This is a genomic window from Mesorhizobium sp. M1348 (assembly GCF_040317925.1).
GTDB lineage: Bacteria > Pseudomonadota > Alphaproteobacteria > Rhizobiales > Rhizobiaceae > Mesorhizobium.
Map to the genome: position 1 here is coordinate 11662 of NZ_JAMYLH010000024.1, position 19121 is coordinate 30782.

Consider the following 19121-nt stretch of genomic DNA (forward strand, 5'->3'; position numbering starts at 1 on the left):
CGAACGTCAGACTGAAATCAGCGCCTTGCCGGCAACGGCAAGGCTGTCGGCGCCGCCGATGACGCGCTCCTTCAGCGCGCCCACCTCGCCAAGCAGGTTCTCGGCGAAGAAGCGGCACAGCGCGATGCGGTTTTGGTCGGCAAGCGCGCCGCACGCCAGATAGGCCCCGCCAGCGGCAAGCGAGATCAGCCTGAGATAAGGTGTGGCGCCGGCCAGCGCCTCGTCCGAACGGCCTTCGGCCTGCAGGTCTTGCAGGAAACGGCTCGCCTGTGACAGGTCGTCGAGCGCCTGGTCGAGGCGATCGGCGGTGCGGCCGAAGCCTTCAAGGTTCGACGCTCGCACCGCATTGGCGGCGGCCTTGAGTTCGGCGATGTAGCCATGCACATGCCGGCCGCCGCCGAGCGGCAGCTTGCGCGTCACCAGATCGATCGCCTGGATGCCATTGGTGCCTTCGTAAATGGGCGCGATGCGCGCGTCGCGATAAAGCGCTGCGGCCCCTGTCTCCTCGATGAACCCCATGCCGCCATGCACCTGCAGCCCAAGCGAGGCGACCTCGACGCCGACATCGGTCGAAAAGGCCTTGGCCAGCGGGGTCAACAGATTGGCGCGCTCCTGCCAGTGCTTTGCATCTTCGCTGTGCGACGCAAGATCGATGGCGTGGGCGCAGGAATAGCAGATGGCGCGGGCAATCTGGGTCAGCGCCTTCATGGTCAGAAGACTGCGCTGGATGTCGGGGTGATGCACGATCGGCGCCATGCCGGCACCGCGATAGCTCGCCGCCTTGCCTTGCCGGCGGTCGTTTGCATAGGCGAGCGCCTTCTGCATCGCCGCCTCGGCGACCGCCACGCCCTGCATGCCGACGGCAAGGCGCGCATTGTTCATCATGGTGAACATGCAGGCGAGGCCCTTGTTCTCCTCGCCGACCAGCCAGCCGATCGCGCCGGGCCTGCTGCCTTCGAAGCCGTCGCCATAGATCATGGTGCAGGTCGGCGAAGCGTGGATGCCCAGTTTGTGCTCCAGCCCCGAGCAGAAGACGTCGTTGCGTGCGCCCAGCGCGCCGTCGTCGCCGACCAGGAATTTCGGCACCAGGAACAGCGACAGGCCGCGCGTGCCGGGCGGCGCGTCCGGCAGCCGCGCCAGCACCAGATGGATGATGTTGTCGGTGAAATCGTGCTCGCCATAGGTGATGAATATCTTTTGCCCGAAGATGCGGTAGGTGCCGTCGCCGGCCGGTTCGGCGCGGGTTCGCAAGGCATTCAGGTCCGAGCCTGCCTGCGGCTCGGTCAGGTTCATGGTGCCCATCCATTCGCCGGAGACCAGCTTTTCCAGATATTTGGCCTTGAGTGCCTGCGAGCCATGCTTGTCGAGTGCTTCGACCGCGCCCATGGTCAGCGTCGGGGCGATGCCGAACGCCATCGAGGCGGAGTTCCACATTTCGAGCGCGGCGACGCCGAGCATGGCCGGAAGCGCCTGGCCGCCATAAGCTTCCGGCGCGGACAGCGCATTCCAGCCGCCGCCGATCCAGCGGCGATAAAGTTCCTTCCAGCCGGGCGGGGTAGTGACGGCAGCGCCGTTGAGCACTGCGCCGTGCTGGTCGCCGACCTTGTAGAGCGGCGCCACCTCCTCGCTGGCGAAACGGCCAGCTTCGGCCAGAATGGCGTCGACGAGGTCCTCGCCGAGTTCGCCAAAGGTGCCGGCATCGAGCGCCGCCTTCAAGCCAGCGACATGCTTCAGGGTGAAGGCGATTTCCTCGACCGGTGCCCGATACATCGCGCTCGCTCCTCCTCAGTCCAGCGGATCAACTTAAGACCCGTGCCGATGCAAAACCATCTGCTTTTGGAATTCCCTGCCCATCTTCTTTTTACGTAAACGTCAACTTTTGTCACGCAGATTTTGCAGTTGCTGGCTCGCCTGCGAAATTACGCAAAGTCGCACCACGCACTTGATCTGTACGGCTATTTCCCGTACAAGTCGTCCATCAGGGGTGACGATAATGCCGAACCAACAGACCCGTACCGCTCGTCTCGAAGCTCGTATTTCGCCGGATATTCTGGACGTGGTGAAACGCGCCGCCGAAATCCAGGGCCGTAGCGTCAGCGACTTCGTGGTCGCTGCCGCTCAAGAGGCGGCTCAGCGTACCATCGAGAACACCACCATCATGCGTATTTCCGTCGAGGATCAGCGCGCCATGATGGAGGCAATTCTCAATCCGCCCGAGCCCAATGAAGCACTGCGCAAAGCTGCCGACGCCCACAAACGGCTGGTCGTCGAAACCCGGTGACTTTCGCCGTCATTATCGAACCGCTCGGCGGATTGCATGATCGCAAGGCTTTCAGCTGCGGGGTACCGGCGCTCGACCGCTACATCCGGGAGCAAGCCAGCCAAGATGTCAAACGCCGAGTTTGCAATTGCTTCGTTGCCGTGGATCGCAATGGCGGCGCGATCGCCGGATATTACACTTTGGCGGCGTCGAGCATACCAATCGCGTCCTTGCCTGACGAACAGACAAGACATCTACCACGCTACCCAGTCCTGCCTGCGATATTGGTCGGTAGGCTGGCCGTCGATGCCCGATACCAGGGGCAGCGGATCGGGTCGGCGCTGATCGTGGATGCGCTAAGACACAGCGTTAGCGCATCCCCGGCAGCCTTCGCATTGATTGTCGATGCAACGGATGACCAGGCGGTGGCGTTTTATCGCAAACATGGCTTCACCTCATTTCAGAGCCGCCCGCTATCACTGTTCCTGCCCATAGCAACAGCGTTGAAGCTATTTGGCTGACAATCGCAACCATCGCTTTGCTCTTGAGGAGCACCAAGGGTCGCTTCGCCAGCGCTCCAACTCGCCCACTCGGCACCCGAAGCATTTCCTTAACCATGGCGGCTCAGGATTGGGCTTTGGCCAGCAAGGACCTGCTGTTTGAAAACGCCGGCGCACCCTCTTATCCGCTTAGCGCTTCTCCTTGTCGCGGCCACGATGACGCTGGCGCCGGCGCCGACAAGGGCCTCGGATTTCTCCGAACCGTGGAAGGATGCGGACCGGGCGCTGGTCGTCGATGCCTACGAATACAATTCCATCGACTGGACCCGGCTAGCCGCCGACAAGCGTCTTGTCGGTTTCATCAACAAAGCTTCCGACGGAATGCCGCCACCCTATTTCTGTTTCGGCGACGAGACCGAGATGCGGCTGTGCAAGACGCTTTGGAAGCGCCATGCGATGGCACAGGAACTGTTCCAGACGCGCAAGGTGGTGGCCAAGGCGCTGGGCCTGAAATGGGGTGCCTATCATCTCGCCCGCCCCGGCAACCCCGTGGGACAGGCCAATAATTTCATCAATTTCGTGAAACCCGGGCCGGATGACCTGCTTGCCCTCGACATCGAGGACGATGATCCCACCCAATGGATGTCGCTCGAGGATGCCGAGGAATTCGTGCGCCATGTGCATCGTCGGGTTGGCCGCTTTCCAGTGCTCTACACCAACGGCACGACAGCCAGGCATATCGCCGACAACAAGTATAAATACCCGCTCCTGTCCCGGCTGCCGCTGTGGTATGCGCGCTACAAGCCAGACATCGGCGTGCATTTTCCAATGGGCAACTGGCAGGGTTATGCGCTCTGGCAGTTTTCGGCGCGAGCAAATTGCGGCCGGTTCCGCTGTCCCTATCGGGTCGCAGGCACACCCAACGATATCGACGTCAGCGTCGCGCCGATGAGCGCCACGGAATTGCGCGCGCAGTGGCCGTTCGGCGGCCTGATCGACGTGCAGCCGGATTATCTCGCCTCGATACCGGTGCCGCTCTCACGCGAGGCGGGGCTCGCCGGCACTGCCATGACCTACGCCACCGTGGCAGCACCCCCGAGCCTCGAGCAACTGGTCGCGGTATTTAGAACGCGCTTGGCCAAATTCAGCAGCGGCTTTCAAATGCCTGCGGCCAAGACGGTGCCGAGCCTTCCGCGCGGGATTGCCGAATATGTCGCCTGGACGCGAAACGAAAAAAAGCGTGCCGCCTCGGTGTCTGCAATTGCCCCCACCGCCGATACGGTCAGCACTGTCTCGACCGAATTCGACAACCGCCTGCGTTGAGGTCGAGGCCGCCTTAAACGTCAGTTCGACTGCTCGCGCGCCACTGCCAGCCAGCCAATGTCGCGGCGGCAAAAGCCTTGCGGCCAGTCGATCCGGTCGAGCGCGGCGTAGGCCTTCTTCTGCGCCTCGCCGACGGTTCGGCCTGTCGCCGTGATGTTGAGCACGCGACCGCCATTGGCGACGAGTGCGCCGCCGTTGATGGCGGTGCCGGCATGAAATATCTCGACGCCGCCACCTGCTGCCGCCTCGACGCCGCGAATGACCGAGCCCTTTTCCGGCGTGCCGGGATAACCCCTGGCTGCCATCACCACGGTGAGCGCCGCCTCGTCGCGCCAGCGCACCGAGGTGTGTGCCAGCTGGCCGTCGGCGGCGGCGTTGAGCAGGACCAGGAGATCGTCCTTCAGCCGCATCATCAGCACCTGGCATTCCGGGTCGCCGAAACGGGTGTTGTATTCGATCAGCTTCGGGCCCTTGTCCGATATCATCAGTCCGGCGAACAGCACGCCGGAAAACGGTACGCCTGTTTCAGCCATGCCGCGCATGGTCGGCTCGACGATCTCGCGCATGGTTCGGTCGATCATCTCCGGCGTCATCACCGGCGCCGGCGAATAGGCGCCCATGCCGCCGGTGTTCGGGCCGGTGTCGCCGTCACTGAGGCGCTTGTGGTCCTGCGCGGTGCCGAAGGGCAGCGCGGTGGTTCCGTCGCAGAGGCAGAAGAAGCTTGCCTCCTCGCCGCTGAGAAACTCTTCGACCACCACTTCGGCGCCGGCCTGGCCGAAGGAGCCGTCGAAACAGGCGTCCAGCGCGGCCAGCGCCTCGTCAAGCGTCATGGCGACGGTGACACCCTTGCCGGCAGCAAGACCGTCGGCCTTAATGACGATCGGCGCACCCGTCTTCTCGACATAGGCCTTGGCCGAACCCAGATCGCCGAAGCGGCCATAGGCGGCGGTCGGGATGCCGTATCTGGCGCAGAGGTCTTTGGTAAAACCCTTCGAGCCTTCCAGCCGCGCCGCTGCCTTTGAGGGGCCGAAGACGCGGATGCCCTCGGCGCGAAGGTCGTCGGCAATGCCGGCAACCAGCGGCCCTTCCGGGCCGACCACGACGAGATCTATTTCTTTCTCGCGGCAAAACCGGACCACCGCTGCATGATCCGAAACATCGAGCCTCACCAGCTCGGCTTCGCCGCCGATGCCCGGATTGCCGGGCGCCGCGTAGAGTTTGGTCAGCAGCGGCGACGCCGCCATCTTCCAGGCCAGCGCATGTTCTCGTCCGCCGGAGCCGATCAGCAAAACACGCATGCCTGGATTCCTTGCCCGTTCCGATCAGGACTGCGCTATTGCGCCCCGGGCGGCGGGTCAAGACATTTGGCTGCCGCGGCGGCGATTCCGCGCCGCGAGCGGATCCGGCCTGCTTGACGCTTGACGGCATTCGCCTCTGCTGCCACTCCAGCAAAATGGAAACCGTCCAGTCGAAAGCGGCCCAGGGCCGCGTCGCCGATGCGCCGAGCGGCCACTGGGTCTATCGCGCGCTGCCGCGGGGGTTGTGGCCCTATGCGCAGCTTGCCCGGTGGGACCGGCCGATCGGCTGGCAATTGCTGCTGTGGCCATGCTGGTGGTCGGCTGCCCTTGCGGCGAGCGCCTATCCGCGTCCGGCGGATCCGCTGCTCTCGCTGCTGCCGTCGCCGTGGTATCTGCTGCTGTTTTTTCTCGGCGCGTTCGCCATGCGTGGCGCCGGCTGCACCTACAATGATTTGGTCGACGAGGACATCGACAACCAGGTGGAACGCACGCGCTCGCGGCCGCTGCCGGCCGGCAAGGTCACGCGCCGGCAGGCCTGGATGTTTGTTGTCGTACAGGCACTGGTCGGCCTTGCCGTGCTTTTGCAGTTCAACAGCTTCGCCATCTCGCTCGGCATCGGCTCGCTGGTCATCGTCGCCGTCTACCCATTCATGAAGCGGTACACCAATTGGCCGCAACTCGTTCTCGGACTTGCCTTTTCCTGGGGAGCGCTGATGGGATGGGCGGTCGAGTTCGGCGATCTCGATGGACCGGCAATCATGCTCTATATCGGCTCGATCCTGTGGGTGATCGGCTACGACACGATCTATGCGCATCAGGACAAGGAAGACGACGCCATCGTCGGCGTGCGCTCGACGGCGCGCCTGTTCGGCGACAATACCAAGGCCTGGCTGGCCGGGCTTTATGGCGGAGCGCTGGTCTGCTTCGCCATTGCCTTTGCCTCGGCGCAGGCACCCGTGCCGGCGCTGGCTGGGCTGATCGCCGCCGGCGCGCATATGGCGCGGCAGATCGCCGTGCTCGACATCGACGATCCGGACCAGTGCCTGAGGCTGTTCAGATCGAACAACCAGGTCGGCTGGCTGATCTTCCTCGGCCTGATCGGCGGCGCGGCTTGGGTGGCGCTGAAGCCGCTGGTTTAGCTACTCCCGCGAAATAAGCTCCTCGCCTCCGATGACCAGCCTGAGGCCGAGGTCGCCGGCGCGGCGGCGGGCGAGGAAGCGCGGACGGCGCATGGTCGAGACGCGGCCCTTGCGGCGGTCCTGCGCCGGCAGCGCCTTGATGGCGGCGCCGAGCGATTCTTCGAGCGTACGGGCAATGCCGTCGGCTTCGATCAGCAGCATCGGCAGGCGGTAGGCATCGGCCCAGGCGCGCCAGTCGGCGGCGACGTCGTCGAGATCGTCGGCCACCAGCAGCGGCACCGACAGCATCGGGTCGTTGTGCAGAAGCTCGAGCGTCACTGTGACATTGCCATCCGGATCCTCCATGGCGCGGGCGGCGACGCCGCGAAACGCGTTGGCGGGCAGAGCGATGATCGCCGGCACGCCACTCATCTCCAGCGTGCGGCGGATAACCGCGCCGCGCTGGTCGATGGTGAAGGTGACGTCGCCATAGTCGTCGCGCGTGGCGTAACTCACCACCTGCGGCAGGCGGAATGGGTCGAGACGCATATTGCGGCCGGCCCAGACTGGCTTCAGTCCAGTGTTCATATCGTGCCTTTCCTGTTTCTCCTGAGAGCCGGTGTTTCCGGTTCTCCGGGCCGGTTTTCCCAGCCTCGTTGTGGAGAAACATTAGCGCGAGCTTCTTATCCTCGCGCTTAAGAAAGTCGGTTAAATTTTGCTGATCCGGGGCGGATGGTTATCGGAATGCGAACCGGCGCAGGCCGGCGAAAGGATCAGATAACCTTACCCGGATTCATGATGCCGGCCGGGTCGAACGCGGCCTTCACCCTGCGCATCAGCTCGATCGCCATTGTCGGCGCCGTCGCGATCAATTCGTCCCGCTTCAACTGGCCGATGCCGTGCTCGGCCGAGATCGAGCCGTGAAACGAGCGCACGACGTCGTGCACGGCCTTGTTCATGACGTGGTAAAGGCCGAGAAACGCCTCGTCATCGCCGTCGACCGGCCGGGAGATGTTGTAGTGCAGATTGCCGTCGCCCATGTGGCCGAAGCAGACGACGCGTGCGCCGGGACTGACCGATTGCACGGCGCCGGCGGCCTTTTCGATGAAGGGCGGGATCGACGCCACCGGCACCGAGATGTCGTGCTTGATCGAGGCACCTTCCGGTTTCTGCGCCTCGGGCAGCACCTCGCGGAAATTCCAGAACGCGTCGCCCTGGGCCATGCTTGCCGCGATCACCGCATCGCCGACGATCCCTTGCTCGAGGCCTGCCTCCAGCACCTCCTCGATCAGCGCCCGTGCATCCTCGGCCGAGCGGCCCGACGAGATCTGCATCAGCACATACCACGGCCAATCGCCGGCCAGCAGCCGCACTACGCCTTGTGCGTGGCGTAGCGTGAAGTCGTAGGGCCTTTGGCCGATCAGCTCGAAGGCGGTGAGCGCTGCCCCTGCACGGTCCATCGCCAGGCTGAACAGCGACAGTGCCGCCTCCGGCGATGACAGGCCGGCAAACGCCACCTCGCGCCCCTTGGGCTTGGGGAAAAGCTTGAGCACGGCGGCGGTGATGATGCCGAGCGTACCCTCGGCGCCGACGAACAGGTCCTTCAGATCATAACCGGTATTGTCCTTCTTCAGCTTGCGCAGATCGTCGAACACTTCGCCGGTCGGCAGCACCACTTCGACGCCGAGGCAGAGTTCGCGCGCATTGCCGTAGGCAAGCACGCCGGTGCCACCGGCGTTGGAAGAGAGATTGCCGCCGATCTGGCAGGAGCCTTGCGCGGCAAGCGACAGCGGAAACAGCCGGTCGGCGGCATCGGCCGCTTCCTGCAGCGTCTGCAGGATGACGCCGGTTTCGACCGTCACCGTGTTGGACAGGGTATCGATCTCGCGGATGCGGTTTAGCCGCGACAGCGACAGCACGATCTCGCGGCCGGACGCGTCCGGCACCTGGGCGCCGACCAGCCCGGTGTTGCCGCTTTGCGGTACAATCGGCGTGCCCGTTTCGCTCGCCAGCCGCATGATGCGGCTGACCTCCTCGACGGTCCCCGGCCTCAGCACCAGAGCCGTCCTGCCATGCCAAAGTCCGCGCCGCTCGGCGAGGTAAGGCGCGATGTCCTGCTGATCGCGCAGCGCATATTTGTCACCGACGATTGTCGCAAAGCGCGCGACGACGGCGGGGTCGAGGTCGGGGGAAATGTCGTTCATAGGTGGAAACTATGGTGCCCAATCCATCTTGTCACGAGGGGCGATCTTGTCACGCGGGGCGGCGGCGCGCGAAAGCCGGTCATTGATCGCCTCGCCCAGGCCGTCGAACGGGATCGGCTCGACGGCGATGGTTTTGGCGCCGCTGCGATCGAGATCCTGCAGATGGGCGAAGAGATTGCTTGCCGCCTCGCGCAGGTCGCCGGTCTCCGACAGGTTACGCAGTGCGGCTGCATCGCGCCAGCCTTCGGCACGGCGGCCACCGAAGGCCAGCAAGGCTTCGCCCGGTGCGACCTCCGCAGCATTGAGCCGCACCGCCGCACCTGGTGCATAGTGCGAGGCGAGCATCCCGGGCGCCTCGATGACCGAAGCGCCGCGCAGCAACTTTGTCCCGGCGACCGCTTCGATCTCTTCGGCGGCAATGCCGCCCGGCCGCAGCAGCCGCAGCTTTCCAGCTTCGACCTTGAGGATGGTCGATTCCAGCCCGACCGGCGTCGCGCCGCCATCGACCACAAGCTTGATCCTGGGGCCGAGGTCGGCGGCCACGGCTTCCGCCGTCGTAGCGCTGATCCTGCCCGAGGAATTGGCACTGGGCGCCGCAAGCGCGCGGCCGAACCTGGCGATCAGCTCGCCGCCAAAGCCTTTCGGCATGCGCAGCGCGATGGTGTCCAGCCCTGCGGTGACCAGCGGATGAATGCCGTTGCCGGGCCGTTGCGGCAGCACCAGCGTCAGCGGCCCCGGCCAGAATATCTGCGCCAATCTTTCCGACAGCGGATCGAACAGCGCGATACGCTCAGCCATCGCCGGATCGGCTATATGGGCGATCAGCGGGTTGAAACGCGGGCGGCCCTTGGCTTCGAAGATGCGGGCCACGGCAACGCCATTGGTCGCGTCGCCGGCCAGCCCATAGACGGTCTCGGTCGGTATGGCGACGACATCGCCGCTCTCGAGCAGCGCCAACGCCCTTTCCATCGCCTCGCCGACGGCACGAATTTCAGCCACTGTCGTCACCTCACGGATGCGGGTGCCTAATACGGCGAGGCCGGGCGAGCAAGCCCAGGGTTGGCGAATGATAAATCGCTAAAATGCGATGTTTCCCCGCAAGCCGGCATCAATTGCCCTCGGCTAGGGTGCCGTCTTGTTGGGCAAGGGGAATTATGATGCTTTCGATGCGTATCGTTGGAGCGCTTGGTCTGGCGTTTATGGCCGGCACGGCACAGGCCTCGTCACTGGTTTTTCTTGGGCAGACGACGGGGGCGCCTTCTGTGGTTGGTGCGGTGGGCGCTGTCGAGCGCGCGAAAACACCGTCGATCGTCGCGCTCGGCGAGAAATCGCCCAACGTCAATGAAACCGTCACCGATGAAAAGGTCGCGGCAATCCCGAGCCAGCCGAGTCATGGCTTCACCGGAAGCCCGATGATCATTCGCGGCGGTATCGTCGGCGACGCCTTTGCAACGCCCGCGCCCAAAGCCGCGCAGGCCACCGCTGCCGCGCCCGCCGCGGACAGCAAAGCCGACCCAAAGGTCGCCAGCAAAACCCCCGAGCCCGTAGCGCCGCAGCCGGCGCCGCTAGCAGCTCCCGACCAGCCGAAATAGCGCCTGAAGCAGCGCCGGAAACCAGGGCCGCGCGAAAGCGCCGCCCTGGTTTACTGACTGAAGCGGCGTGAAGTCTCAGGCCGCTTCTTCTTCGTCCGTATCGTCGGCGTCGTCCGATTCGTCGCCGTCAGCGTCTTTTTCGCCGACGGCGCTTTCGGCCTTCACGCTGTCCTCGTCGTCTTCCTCTTCCTCGTTGTCATCGTCGTCGTCGTCGTCGGAGAGGGTAGCCGACTTATCGTCTTCAGTAGCTTCCTTGTCGGTGTCTTCATCGTCGCCGTCCTCGTCATCCGACAGATCGGCAGCCTCGATGGCGGCGGCAGCGGCCTCGTCGAGCGTCGTTTCGGAGGTGGGTTCAAGCGTCTCGGTCTCTTCTGTCACTTCGATGTCGTGAGCGGAATTCATGGAAGCCTCCGTGGGTTGGGAACACGTTCCTTTTGCCACGCACAGATCATCGGCGTATGACTGTAAGCCGGCTCGAATGGCCGGTAAGCGATGATTTTTTCGCCGATGTCAGCCGGCTATCTTCGAGAAGTCCGCGACCCGGTCGGTCGCCGCGCGGATGCGGGCGAGCAATGCCAGGCGATTGGCGCGCACCGCCTGGTCCTCATCGTTTACGAGGACTTTCTCAAAAAATGAATCAACCGGCTCGCGCAACAGGCTAAGCGCCAGCATGGCGGCGGAAAAGTCTTCGTTTTGAATTGCTTCGCCGGCTTGCCTCTCGGCCTGATTCACCGCCGCGAACAGTATTTTTTCTGCGTCCTCCCGGAACAGAGCCGGCTCAACGCTGCTTGCAATCGCCGTCGCCTTCTTCTCTTCGGCAGCCACGATGTTGGCGGCGCGCTTGGTGCCGGCAAGCAGGTTCCTGCCGTCCTCGGTGTCGAGGAAGGAGCCGAGTGCTTCGACCCGGCGGACGATTTGCAGCAGGTCGTCGTTTTGGCCAATCTCCCCCCTTGAGGGGGAGATGCCCGGCAGGGCAGAGGGGGGTGCCTCGCGCCGAGAGGCCGGCGGGACAGCGCCCCCCTCTGTCGGCTGCGCCGACATCTCCCCCACGAGGGGGGAGATCGGGCGCGAACCTGCCGCCAGCACCGCGTCGATCAGATCATGCCGCGCGCCCTGGTCGCGGAGGTAGACTTTCAAGCGGTCGTGGAAGAAGGAGAGGAGGTCGTGACTCAAGCGCCACGCCATCTCAGGCGTCTTTTCGGCGAAGGCCTCTTTTCCAGACAGCCCTACAAGGCGGTCATAAACTTCAGCTCTGTAAGTTGTTGTAGCAAGACCAGCTGACGTCAGTCGATCTGCGGCCTCAAGGTAAGGCTGCGATCCGTCACGTTGGAATTTCATATATGCCGCTACTATCGGAGACATCATCGAACGGAGAAGCGAAATGTTCACGCCGTTCTCAACCAAGATCCTGACCACGCCCAGCGCCGCCCTCCTCAGCGCATAGGGGTCCTTCGATCCGGTCGGCTTTTCATCGATCGCCCAGAATCCAACCAGCGTATCCAGCTTGTCGGCGAGCGCTACTGCGATCGAAACCGGATCGGTGGGAACACGATCTGACGGTCCCTGCGGCTTGTAGTGTTCCTCGATCGCGGCGGCGACAGAAGGATGCTCGCCCTGCAGCAGCGCGTATTTGCGGCCCATGGCGCCTTGCAGTTCCGGGAATTCGCCAACCACTTCGGTGGTGAGGTCGGCCTTGGCGAGGACGGCAGCGCGACGAGCGAGCGCGGTAATCTCCCCCCTTGAGGGGGAGATGTCGCCGAAGGCGACAGAGGGGGTCGGCACGTCCTGACGCGACGCTCTATCGCGGACAGAGGATGCCGGCGCTTCACGCGAAGCGACCCCCTCTGGCCTACCGGCCATCTCCCCCTCGAGGGGGGAGATCGACTGCGCCACGATTGGTGCCAGTTCTTCGGCCAAGCGCGCAATCCGTTCTACCCGCTCGCCTTGCGTACCGAGCTTGGCATGAAACGTCACATTGAGATGGTCGAGGCGGGCCATGCGCTGGTCGAGCGGCTTTTTGAGATCAAGCCCAAACTTTTCCGTCGATGCCTGCAGCTGGTCGAGATCCGGCAGGTCGCCCTGGTCGGTCTTCCAGAAATAGAGCGCGTCGGACAGGCGGGCGCGCACCACCTTGCCGTTGCCGTGGGCAATCTCCTTGCCGCCATCCTTGGCCTCGATATTGGCGGTCAGTATGAAACGGTTGGAGAGCTCTTCGCCGGCGTGCGGCCGCGTCACAAAACACTTCTGGTTAGCGCGGATGGTGAGCCGGATCACCTCGGCCGGAATGGCCAGAAAATCCTGCTCGAATTCGCCCATCAGCACGACGGGCCATTCGACCAGGCCCGACACTTCCTCCAGCAGCCCCTCGTCCTCGACGAGGTCGAGCCCGCTGGCGAAGGCAAGATTCCTGGCATCGGCAAGAATGATCTCCTTGCGCCGGTCGGCATCGAGCACGACCTTGGCTGCCTCCAGCTTCGCGACATAATCGTCGAAGCGGCGCACCGTGATGGCGCCCGGCGCATGAAAACGGTGGCCGTAGGTGACGTTGCCGGAGTGGATGCCGTCGATCTCGAAATCGACCACCACCGGCTCCTCGGTTTCGGGGCCGAAGGTACACAGGATCGATTGCAGCGGCCGCACCCAGCGCAGCGAGCCGGGCTTGGCCGAAGCCGGCCCCCAGCGCATCGATTTCGGCCAGGGGAAGTTGCGGATGATGCCCGGCACCAGCTCGGCGATGATCTGCTCCGCCGGTCTGCCCGGCCTGGAAATATGGGCGACGTAGAAGTCGCCCTTCTTCGGATCGGAATGAACATGCGCCTCGGCAATCGAGGCAAGGCCGGCCTTGCGCAGAAAACCTTGCACCGCCTGCTCGGGGGCCTTGGTCGAGGGCCCCTTGATCTCCTCGCTGATGTCCTTCGAGCGGGCGGTCAGGCCGCGGATGTCGAGCGCCAACCGGCGCGGCGTCCAATATTCGCGCGCAGCCTCATAGGTCAGCCCGGCTTCGACCAGACCGTCCGTCAAAAGCTTCTTCAGGTCGCCGGCCGCCTTGCGCTGCATGCGCGCGGGGATTTCCTCGGAACGAAGTTCTAGAAGCAGGTCAGGCATTGAAAGAGCTCACGCGACAAAAAACAGCCGCCGCTTCGCGGCGTCCTCCCCCATCGAGGCGGAGGTAAGCGGGGCATAGCAACTCGGTCGGCTGCTGTCACCCTTCCCAGCAAGATCAAGGCGTCCAACGGCGATTTCCGAAAAAATTCAGCCGCCTGTCGGACACGCGCCGGTCCGCCCGTCCTTGGATCAAAGATTTCCATGAACCGAACGCAGCGCTGAAGCGACCAACGCTCAGGCAGAGAGCTATTGGCTGGACGACCATGAAAACGGCATCGACATTCCTGCAGATCCTCGCGCTAAGCGCCTGTTTTGCAGCGCAGGCCCATGGCACGTTCACGATGCCGGGCGTCAGGCAAGCGCTGCGGACAATGGCCGGCTCCAGTGGCCAGGGCGCGTTACAAATCAGCGCTCCCGTCGAAATCGCCTGGAGCTAAGCCGCCAGCCCACCAGCGTCAGTCAGCAAAAATGCCTCGCCGCAGGCCTTGGCCAGATTGCGCACCCGCAAGATGTAACTCTGGCGCTCGGTGACCGAAATCACGCCGCGTGCGTCGAGCAGGTTGAAGACATGGCTGGCCTTGATGCACTGGTCGTAGGCCGGGAATACCAGGCGGTGGTATCCCTCCCCCTTGAGGGGAGGGTGGCCAGACAAAGTCTGGCCGGGAGGGGTCGCCCGTGCAGTGCTCGACGCCTGGCTTGTGGTGCCTTCTGAGGCGACCCCCTCTGCCCGCTTCGCGGGCGTCTCCCCCTCAAGGGGGGAGATGGGCGCGCCGGCTTGTAGCAGCGCCTTGCACTCGGCTTCGGCGTCTTCGAAATGGCGCAGCAACATCGCGGTGTTGGCAAATTCGAAATTGTGGCGCGAATATTCCTGCTCGGCCTGCAGGAAGACATCGCCATAAGTCACCTTGTCGGCGCCTTCGCGGCCGTTGAAGTTGAGGTCGTAGACATTGTCGACGCCCTGCACATACATGGCCAGCCGTTCCAGCCCGTAGGTGAGCTCACCCGCTACCGGTGCGCATTCGATGCCGCAGACCTGCTGGAAATAGGTGAACTGCGAGACCTCCATGCCGTCGCACCAGCACTCCCAGCCCAGCCCCCAGGCGCCCAGCGTCGGGCTTTCCCAGTCGTCCTCGACGAAGCGGATGTCGTGCAGCAGCGGATCGATGCCGATCGCGGCCAGCGAGCCGAGGTAAAGCTCCTGCAGATTGGGCGGATTGGGCTTCAGGATCACCTGGTATTGGTAATAGTGCTGCAGCCGGTTCGGGTTCTCGCCATAGCGGCCGTCCTTGGGGCGGCGCGAGGGCTGGACATAGGCCGCGTTCCAGCGTTTTGGGCCGAGCGCGCGCAACGTCGTTGCCGGATGGAATGTGCCGGCGCCGACTTCCATGTCGTAAGGCTGAAGGACGACGCAGCCATAGTCCGCCCAATAATTATGCAAGGTCAGGATCAGCCCCTGGAACGAGCGGCTGGGATGCATGTGGGCAGGGATATCAACGGTCACGGCGGCCTCCGGCGGGATGCGGCACCTCGTAGAGTGCCGCTCCGCGACCGTCAAGGCGATGGGGTCACCCCTTCGGCGCGGGCGCCGGCTCGGGCTTTACGTTCGGGGTTTCCTGCGCCGTGTTGGATTCGATCGGCGGCAGGCCCTTCATCAATTTCTGCTGCAAGGTGGCAAGCACATCCGGGTCCGGCTTCAGGTCGCGGGCCTGGTTCCACTGGAAGGTGGCTTCCAGCTTGCGGCCAACGCGCCAGTAGGCGTCGCCGAGGTGATCGTTGAGCACCGGATCCTCCGGCTTCAACGAAACGGCGCGTTCCATTTCGCGCACAGCGTCGTCGAACTGGCCAAGGCGGTAATAGGCCCAGCCCAGCGAGTCGACGATGTAGCCGTCGCTCGGCCTCAGGTCGACGGCCTTCTGGATCATCGCGAGGCCTTCCTTGAGGTTCATGTTCTTGTCGACCCAGGAATAGCCGAGATAGTTCAGAACCTGCGGCTGGTCGGGGTAGAGCTCCAGCGCCTTGCGGAAATTCGGCTCGGCCTTCGGCCATTCCTTCAGCCGCTCATAGGCGATGCCGCGCTGGTAGAAAATGTTCCAGTTGGCGGCGGTCGGCGTCTTCAGCACCTCTACCGCCTTGTCGTAAAGATTGGCGGCGGAGCGGAAATCCTCCTTCGAGGAATAGACGCCGCCGAGCGCCAGATACGCGCGCATGTCGTCTGGATGCGCATCGACGATGGCCTTGAGGTGAGCGATCGCCTCGTCGTTGCGGTCGAGATCGGCAAGGTTGAGGCCAAGCTGCAGGTCCGAAAGCTCCTTCAGCGGCGAACTGGCCGGAATGCGGCGATAGAGCGCGATGGCGCCCTCGCCGTCCTTCAACTGCTCGGCAACGGCGGCGAGCTGAACGAGCGCCGCGTCGTTGTCGGGCCTCAGCGCCAGCGCGTATTGCAGATAGAGCCGCACGAACGGCTCGCCGCCGCCGCGGTTGAGCGCGGTGGCGAGATCGAGCAGGATTTCCGAGGCGCCGTCCGACGGGCCGGCAGCGAAGGGTTGGATCTTTTTTTCGCCCTTGTTGATCTTGTCGCGAAGCGCTGCAATCTCGACCTTGCCGGGCGCAAACGTCTCGGCCTTGTCGAGCACCGACAGCGCCTTGGCCTTGTCGCCTTTGCGGGCGAGGAAAGAGGCATAGGCCTGCGCGCTGCGCATCCATGTTTCGGGGGCGGCACCGCCTGCCGCCGTGTCCTGCAGGGTGGCGGTGTAGAGCGCATCCGCCCTGTCGGGCAGGCCCGAGGCGTCGGCAATCAAGGCGCGGTGGAAGGACTTGAACAGGCTGAACCAGTCGGGGCCCTGCAGCTTGTCGATGGAAGCCATGGCCTCGCCGGCGTCGCCCGCACCCTGCTTGGCCCAGCCGGTCATGACGCCGGAGATCAGGCGGTCGAGATCGGATTCGAGCGACAGCTTGAGCCAGTATTCGGCCTTGGAGAAATCCTTCTTGTGGAAGGAATCGATGGCCAGCGCCAGGCGCGAGAAGCGCTCGACGTCGGGAACCGCCTTGAGCTTGTCGGCATAGACCAGGGACTCGTCGAAGCGCCCCTGCGCGATCAGCGACAGCATCAGGCTTTGCTGCAGTCCCGTATCGTTCGGATCGAACGCAAGCGCCTGCTTGTAATAGGAAATGGCGCTGTCGAGGTCGTTGTCGCCTTCGGCAATCCGCGCGGCGAGATAGGCTCCCGAGAAGGATGTGATCCTGACCGGCTCGGCGGTCTGTTTGGCATGCGCCGGCAAAGCCGAGATCGCCATGCCCGTCGCGATTGCCAGCCCCGTCAGCCAGCGCGCATATCCTTGCCGCATCATATCCCTTTCAGCCAAACGCCATCTCCGCGTCAGCGGGATCGCCGTAGACTCGATCTTTACAGGTAAAGCATGGCCTTTTTGGGGTCGTGCTTCAACCCGGCCCGAATTCACAATCGGGTCAAGCAATTAATAAACCATGCCGAAAGAGGTCGCACGACCGCATTGCCACAATCCGGCAATGAGAAACAGGCGTCACGGCCCTGAAACTCAGGACGTTTGCGAAAGCCTTGCGTCGAGCGCTTGCATGGCGACGGTGACAAGATCGTGCAGCCGCTTTTTCGGCACGCCGTCGCGTGCCTGGACCGAAAGGCCGTGCATCAGCGTGGCGTAATAGTCACCCAGCGCCTCGGCATCGGTATCCGGCTTCAATTCGCCATCGCGCACGGCCTGCTTCAACCGCTCGACGATCGATGCGGTGCGCGCCAGCCGGTGCTCCGCCAGCCATTGCAGCACGGCGTCATTTTCGACGGCGCAATTGGTGGCGGCCGTCACCACCATGCAGCCCTGCGGCCGACCCGGCCTCGTATAGATTTCGACGGCGTCGCGAAGCATGCGCTCGATGACGCGCCGGACATTTGGTTCTTCCTCTAGCGCGCGCGTGGCGAAGCCGCCCTCATTGGCTTCGTAAAGCGCCACCGCTTCGCGAAACAGGTCCTCCTTCGAGCCGAAGGCGGCATAGATGCGCGCCGATGCGAGACCAAGTGCCGATACGAGATCGGCCATCGAGGTGCCCTCGTAGCCGCGTCTCCAGAAGGCGTCACGGGCTTTCTCCAGCGCCTGGTCGCGGTCGAATTCCCTTGGCCTGCCTGCCATGGCGGTCTCCAATTTTTTGTCGATCAACAAATAATCCGCTTGACTTCGGATTGCAAATTTCAATTCTTTGTCGATCATTAAATAATTGTCGACAAGGAGACCGGCATGAGTTCACTCGATCAAGGCGCGCCGCTCGGGGCGATAACGCAAGGAGCAAGCAGGGCGAAACACGGCGCAACTCTGGCGCTCCTCGCCTTCGCGCAGCTCATCATCTCGCTCGACCTCAACATCGTGTTCGTGGCGTTGCCGGAGATCGGCGCCGGCCTCGGATTTTCAGGCCAGACCCTGCAGTGGGTGGTCAGCGCCTATACCGTGTTCACCGGCGGCTTCCTGCTGTTCGGCGGCCGGGCTGCCGACCTGATCGGCCAGCGCCGCGTCTTCATCTTCGCGCTCTGGCTCTACGCGCTTTCGTCGCTTGTCGGCGGCCTCGCATGGTCGCCGGAAATCATCATCGCGGCACGCGCGGTACAAGGCATCGGCGCCGCGTTCCTGTTTCCTGCGACGCTGTCGCTGATCAACCGCCTGTTCGCCGAGGGAGCGGAACGCAACCGGGCGCTCGCGGTCTGGGGCGGCGCAGGCGCCAGCGGCCTGACGCTCGGTTCGCTTGCCGGCGGGTTTCTGACCAGCGCCTTCGGCTGGCCGTCGGTCTTCTACGTCAACGTGCTGCTGGCTGGGATCGCCATCATCGCGGCTTTCGCCATCATCCCGCGCGATCGCAAGCCGCACGAGCAGCGCAGCTTCGATCTGCCGGGCGCACTGACCGTCACCGCCGGCGCGACGCTGCTTGTCTTCACCCTGGTTCAGGGGCCCGAATATGGCTGGGGCTCGACCGCAATCATCGTCAGCGCGGCACTGGCGGCATTCTTCCTGATCGCCTTCACCGTGATCGAGGCCAACAGCGCCGATCCGCTGATGCCGCTGCGCCTGTTCCACAACCGCAGCCTTGTCGCCGGCATGACGATCACCTTCCTCTACATGGCGACCTTCGGCGCGCTGCCCTACTTCCTCACCGTGCTGCTGCAGAACGTGCACGGCTTCACCGCCTTGCAGACGGGCCTCGCCTTTCTCGTGCCGTCGGTCGCCATCGCCACCGGCACGCAAGCCGGCGAGCGTCTGGCAACGCGTTTTTCGACACGCAGCACGCTGGTCGGCGGCATGATCGTCGGCGCGGTCGGCACAGCATTGATGGTATCAGGCGCGAGCGCGGAGAGCAGCTATCTGTCCCTGGTACCTGGCCTGATCGTCTCCGGCGTGGGACAAGGCATCGTCTGGACCGCAATGTGGATTGCCGCCGCTTCCGGTGTTGCCCATGACCAGCAAGGCGTCGCCTCGGGGATGGCTTCGACGACGCTCAATGTCGGCAACGCCATCGGCATGGCCGTGCTGATTGCGATTGCGAACAGCCAAATCGGCGAATTGTCAGGCGATGCTTTGAAAATTGCCGTCGCCGACGGCATCCAAGTCGCCTTCTGGCTCGCGGCGGCGGGCATCGTCGTCAGCCTGCTGGCAGCAATGGTGCTTCCGGCAAAGGGGCGATGAGAACAGGCGCGGGGGCGCCGAC

17 protein-coding genes are annotated in these 19121 nt (G+C 63.9%); 7 read left to right on the plus strand and 10 right to left on the minus strand.

Annotated elements, in window-relative coordinates:
* Nucleotides 1–6 precede the first annotated feature (6 nt).
* Nucleotides 7–1770, minus strand: a complete 1764-nt coding sequence (locus tag NKH13_RS27390) for an acyl-CoA dehydrogenase family protein (RefSeq protein WP_352720593.1) — start codon at nt 1768–1770, stop codon at nt 7–9.
* A gap of 223 nt (nt 1771–1993) precedes the next feature.
* On the opposite strand from NKH13_RS27390, the gene NKH13_RS27395 reads away from it, so the two are divergent.
* The 3 genes from NKH13_RS27395 (at nt 1994) to NKH13_RS27405 (ending at nt 4083) form a co-directional block, all read left to right on the plus strand.
* Nucleotides 1994–2281 (plus strand): type II toxin-antitoxin system TacA family antitoxin, encoded by a 288-nt coding sequence (locus NKH13_RS27395; protein WP_292664465.1) that lies wholly within the window; start codon nt 1994–1996, stop codon nt 2279–2281.
* Nucleotides 2278–2781, plus strand: coding sequence for a GNAT family N-acetyltransferase (locus NKH13_RS27400; protein ID WP_352915785.1), 504 nt, complete (start codon nt 2278–2280; stop codon nt 2779–2781). The genes NKH13_RS27395 and NKH13_RS27400 overlap by 4 nt, the downstream gene beginning before the upstream one ends.
* Nucleotides 2782–2976: 195 nt before the next feature.
* Nucleotides 2977–4083: a glycoside hydrolase family 25 protein gene (locus tag NKH13_RS27405; RefSeq protein WP_352720597.1), complete on the plus strand. Its 1107-nt coding sequence runs from the start codon at nt 2977–2979 to the stop codon at nt 4081–4083.
* A gap of 20 nt (nt 4084–4103) precedes the next feature.
* Here NKH13_RS27405 and purD read toward each other — a convergent pair whose 3' ends face one another.
* Nucleotides 4104–5381 (minus strand): phosphoribosylamine--glycine ligase, encoded by a 1278-nt coding sequence (purD, locus tag NKH13_RS27410; RefSeq protein WP_352720599.1) that lies wholly within the window; start codon nt 5379–5381, stop codon nt 4104–4106.
* Between the two features lie 155 nt (nt 5382–5536).
* On the opposite strand from purD, the gene ubiA reads away from it, so the two are divergent.
* On the plus strand, nt 5537–6520 hold the full coding sequence (ubiA, locus tag NKH13_RS27415) for a 4-hydroxybenzoate octaprenyltransferase (protein WP_352720693.1): 984 nt from the start codon (nt 5537–5539) through the stop codon (nt 6518–6520).
* On the opposite strand, the gene NKH13_RS27420 is transcribed toward ubiA, so the two are convergent.
* The 3 genes from NKH13_RS27420 to NKH13_RS27430 form a co-directional block, all read right to left on the minus strand.
* Nucleotides 6521–7087, minus strand: a complete 567-nt coding sequence (locus NKH13_RS27420) for a DUF6101 family protein (RefSeq protein WP_023674094.1) — start codon at nt 7085–7087, stop codon at nt 6521–6523.
* Nucleotides 7088–7272: 185 nt separating this feature from the next.
* Nucleotides 7273–8703: an FAD-binding oxidoreductase gene (locus tag NKH13_RS27425; protein WP_352720601.1), complete on the minus strand. Its 1431-nt coding sequence runs from the start codon at nt 8701–8703 to the stop codon at nt 7273–7275.
* 9 nt (nt 8704–8712) lie between these two features.
* On the minus strand, nt 8713–9702 hold the full coding sequence (locus tag NKH13_RS27430) for an L-threonylcarbamoyladenylate synthase (RefSeq protein ID WP_352720603.1): 990 nt from the start codon (nt 9700–9702) through the stop codon (nt 8713–8715).
* A 200-nt stretch (nt 9703–9902) separates the two neighbouring features.
* Between NKH13_RS27430 and NKH13_RS27435 the strand changes: the two genes are divergently transcribed.
* Entirely contained in the window at nt 9903–10295 is a 393-nt protein-coding gene (locus NKH13_RS27435) for a hypothetical protein (RefSeq protein ID WP_352720605.1), read from the plus strand.
* Between the two features lie 75 nt (nt 10296–10370).
* On the opposite strand, the gene NKH13_RS27440 is transcribed toward NKH13_RS27435, so the two are convergent.
* Nucleotides 10371–10673, minus strand: a complete 303-nt coding sequence (locus NKH13_RS27440; RefSeq protein ID WP_352720607.1) for an ATPase — start codon at nt 10671–10673, stop codon at nt 10371–10373.
* A gap of 132 nt (nt 10674–10805) precedes the next feature.
* Nucleotides 10806–13400, minus strand: coding sequence for a glycine--tRNA ligase subunit beta (glyS, locus tag NKH13_RS27445; protein ID WP_352720609.1), 2595 nt, complete (start codon nt 13398–13400; stop codon nt 10806–10808).
* Nucleotides 13401–13663: 263 nt separating this feature from the next.
* On the opposite strand from glyS, the gene NKH13_RS27450 reads away from it, so the two are divergent.
* The gene (locus NKH13_RS27450; protein ID WP_352720611.1) at nt 13664–13837 is read left to right on the plus strand and encodes a hypothetical protein; all 174 of its coding nucleotides are present in this window, start codon (nt 13664–13666) and stop codon (nt 13835–13837) included.
* Here the strand turns inward: NKH13_RS27450 and NKH13_RS27455 are convergent.
* From NKH13_RS27455 to NKH13_RS27465, 3 genes are all read right to left on the minus strand, one after another.
* Nucleotides 13834–14901 (minus strand): glycine--tRNA ligase subunit alpha, encoded by a 1068-nt coding sequence (locus tag NKH13_RS27455; RefSeq protein WP_352720613.1) that lies wholly within the window; start codon nt 14899–14901, stop codon nt 13834–13836. The genes NKH13_RS27450 and NKH13_RS27455 overlap by 4 nt on opposite strands.
* Before the next feature lie 64 nt (nt 14902–14965).
* Nucleotides 14966–16744: a tetratricopeptide repeat protein gene (locus NKH13_RS27460; protein WP_352720695.1), complete on the minus strand. Its 1779-nt coding sequence runs from the start codon at nt 16742–16744 to the stop codon at nt 14966–14968.
* Between the two features lie 210 nt (nt 16745–16954).
* Nucleotides 16955–17560, minus strand: coding sequence for a TetR/AcrR family transcriptional regulator (locus NKH13_RS27465; protein ID WP_352720615.1), 606 nt, complete (start codon nt 17558–17560; stop codon nt 16955–16957).
* A gap of 105 nt (nt 17561–17665) precedes the next feature.
* Between NKH13_RS27465 and NKH13_RS27470 the strand changes: the two genes are divergently transcribed.
* On the plus strand, nt 17666–19099 hold the full coding sequence (locus NKH13_RS27470) for an MFS transporter (RefSeq protein WP_352720617.1): 1434 nt from the start codon (nt 17666–17668) through the stop codon (nt 19097–19099).
* The last annotated feature ends 22 nt before the right edge of the window (nt 19100–19121 follow it).

What these genes read in the sequence shown, in the direction of transcription:
- NKH13_RS27405 (WP_352720597.1), top strand. Translation starts at nt 2,977, where the DNA reads ATGACGCTGGCGCCGGCGCCGACAAGGGCCTCGGATTTCTCCGAACCG.
- NKH13_RS27420 (WP_023674094.1), bottom strand. Translation starts at nt 7,087, where the DNA reads ATGAACACTGGACTGAAGCCAGTCTGGGCCGGCCGCAATATGCGTCTC.
- NKH13_RS27435 (WP_352720605.1), top strand. Translation starts at nt 9,903, where the DNA reads ATGGCCGGCACGGCACAGGCCTCGTCACTGGTTTTTCTTGGGCAGACG.
- NKH13_RS27395 (WP_292664465.1), top strand. Translation starts at nt 1,994, where the DNA reads ATGCCGAACCAACAGACCCGTACCGCTCGTCTCGAAGCTCGTATTTCG.
- NKH13_RS27450 (WP_352720611.1), top strand. Translation starts at nt 13,664, where the DNA reads ATGAAAACGGCATCGACATTCCTGCAGATCCTCGCGCTAAGCGCCTGT.
- glyS (WP_352720609.1), bottom strand. Translation starts at nt 13,400, where the DNA reads ATGCCTGACCTGCTTCTAGAACTTCGTTCCGAGGAAATCCCCGCGCGC.
- NKH13_RS27390 (WP_352720593.1), bottom strand. Translation starts at nt 1,770, where the DNA reads ATGTATCGGGCACCGGTCGAGGAAATCGCCTTCACCCTGAAGCATGTC.
- NKH13_RS27425 (WP_352720601.1), bottom strand. Translation starts at nt 8,703, where the DNA reads ATGAACGACATTTCCCCCGACCTCGACCCCGCCGTCGTCGCGCGCTTT.
- NKH13_RS27465 (WP_352720615.1), bottom strand. Translation starts at nt 17,560, where the DNA reads ATGGCAGGCAGGCCAAGGGAATTCGACCGCGACCAGGCGCTGGAGAAA.
- purD (WP_352720599.1), bottom strand. Translation starts at nt 5,381, where the DNA reads ATGCGTGTTTTGCTGATCGGCTCCGGCGGACGAGAACATGCGCTGGCC.
- NKH13_RS27470 (WP_352720617.1), top strand. Translation starts at nt 17,666, where the DNA reads ATGAGTTCACTCGATCAAGGCGCGCCGCTCGGGGCGATAACGCAAGGA.
- ubiA (WP_352720693.1), top strand. Translation starts at nt 5,537, where the DNA reads ATGGAAACCGTCCAGTCGAAAGCGGCCCAGGGCCGCGTCGCCGATGCG.
- NKH13_RS27460 (WP_352720695.1), bottom strand. Translation starts at nt 16,744, where the DNA reads ATGCGGCAAGGATATGCGCGCTGGCTGACGGGGCTGGCAATCGCGACG.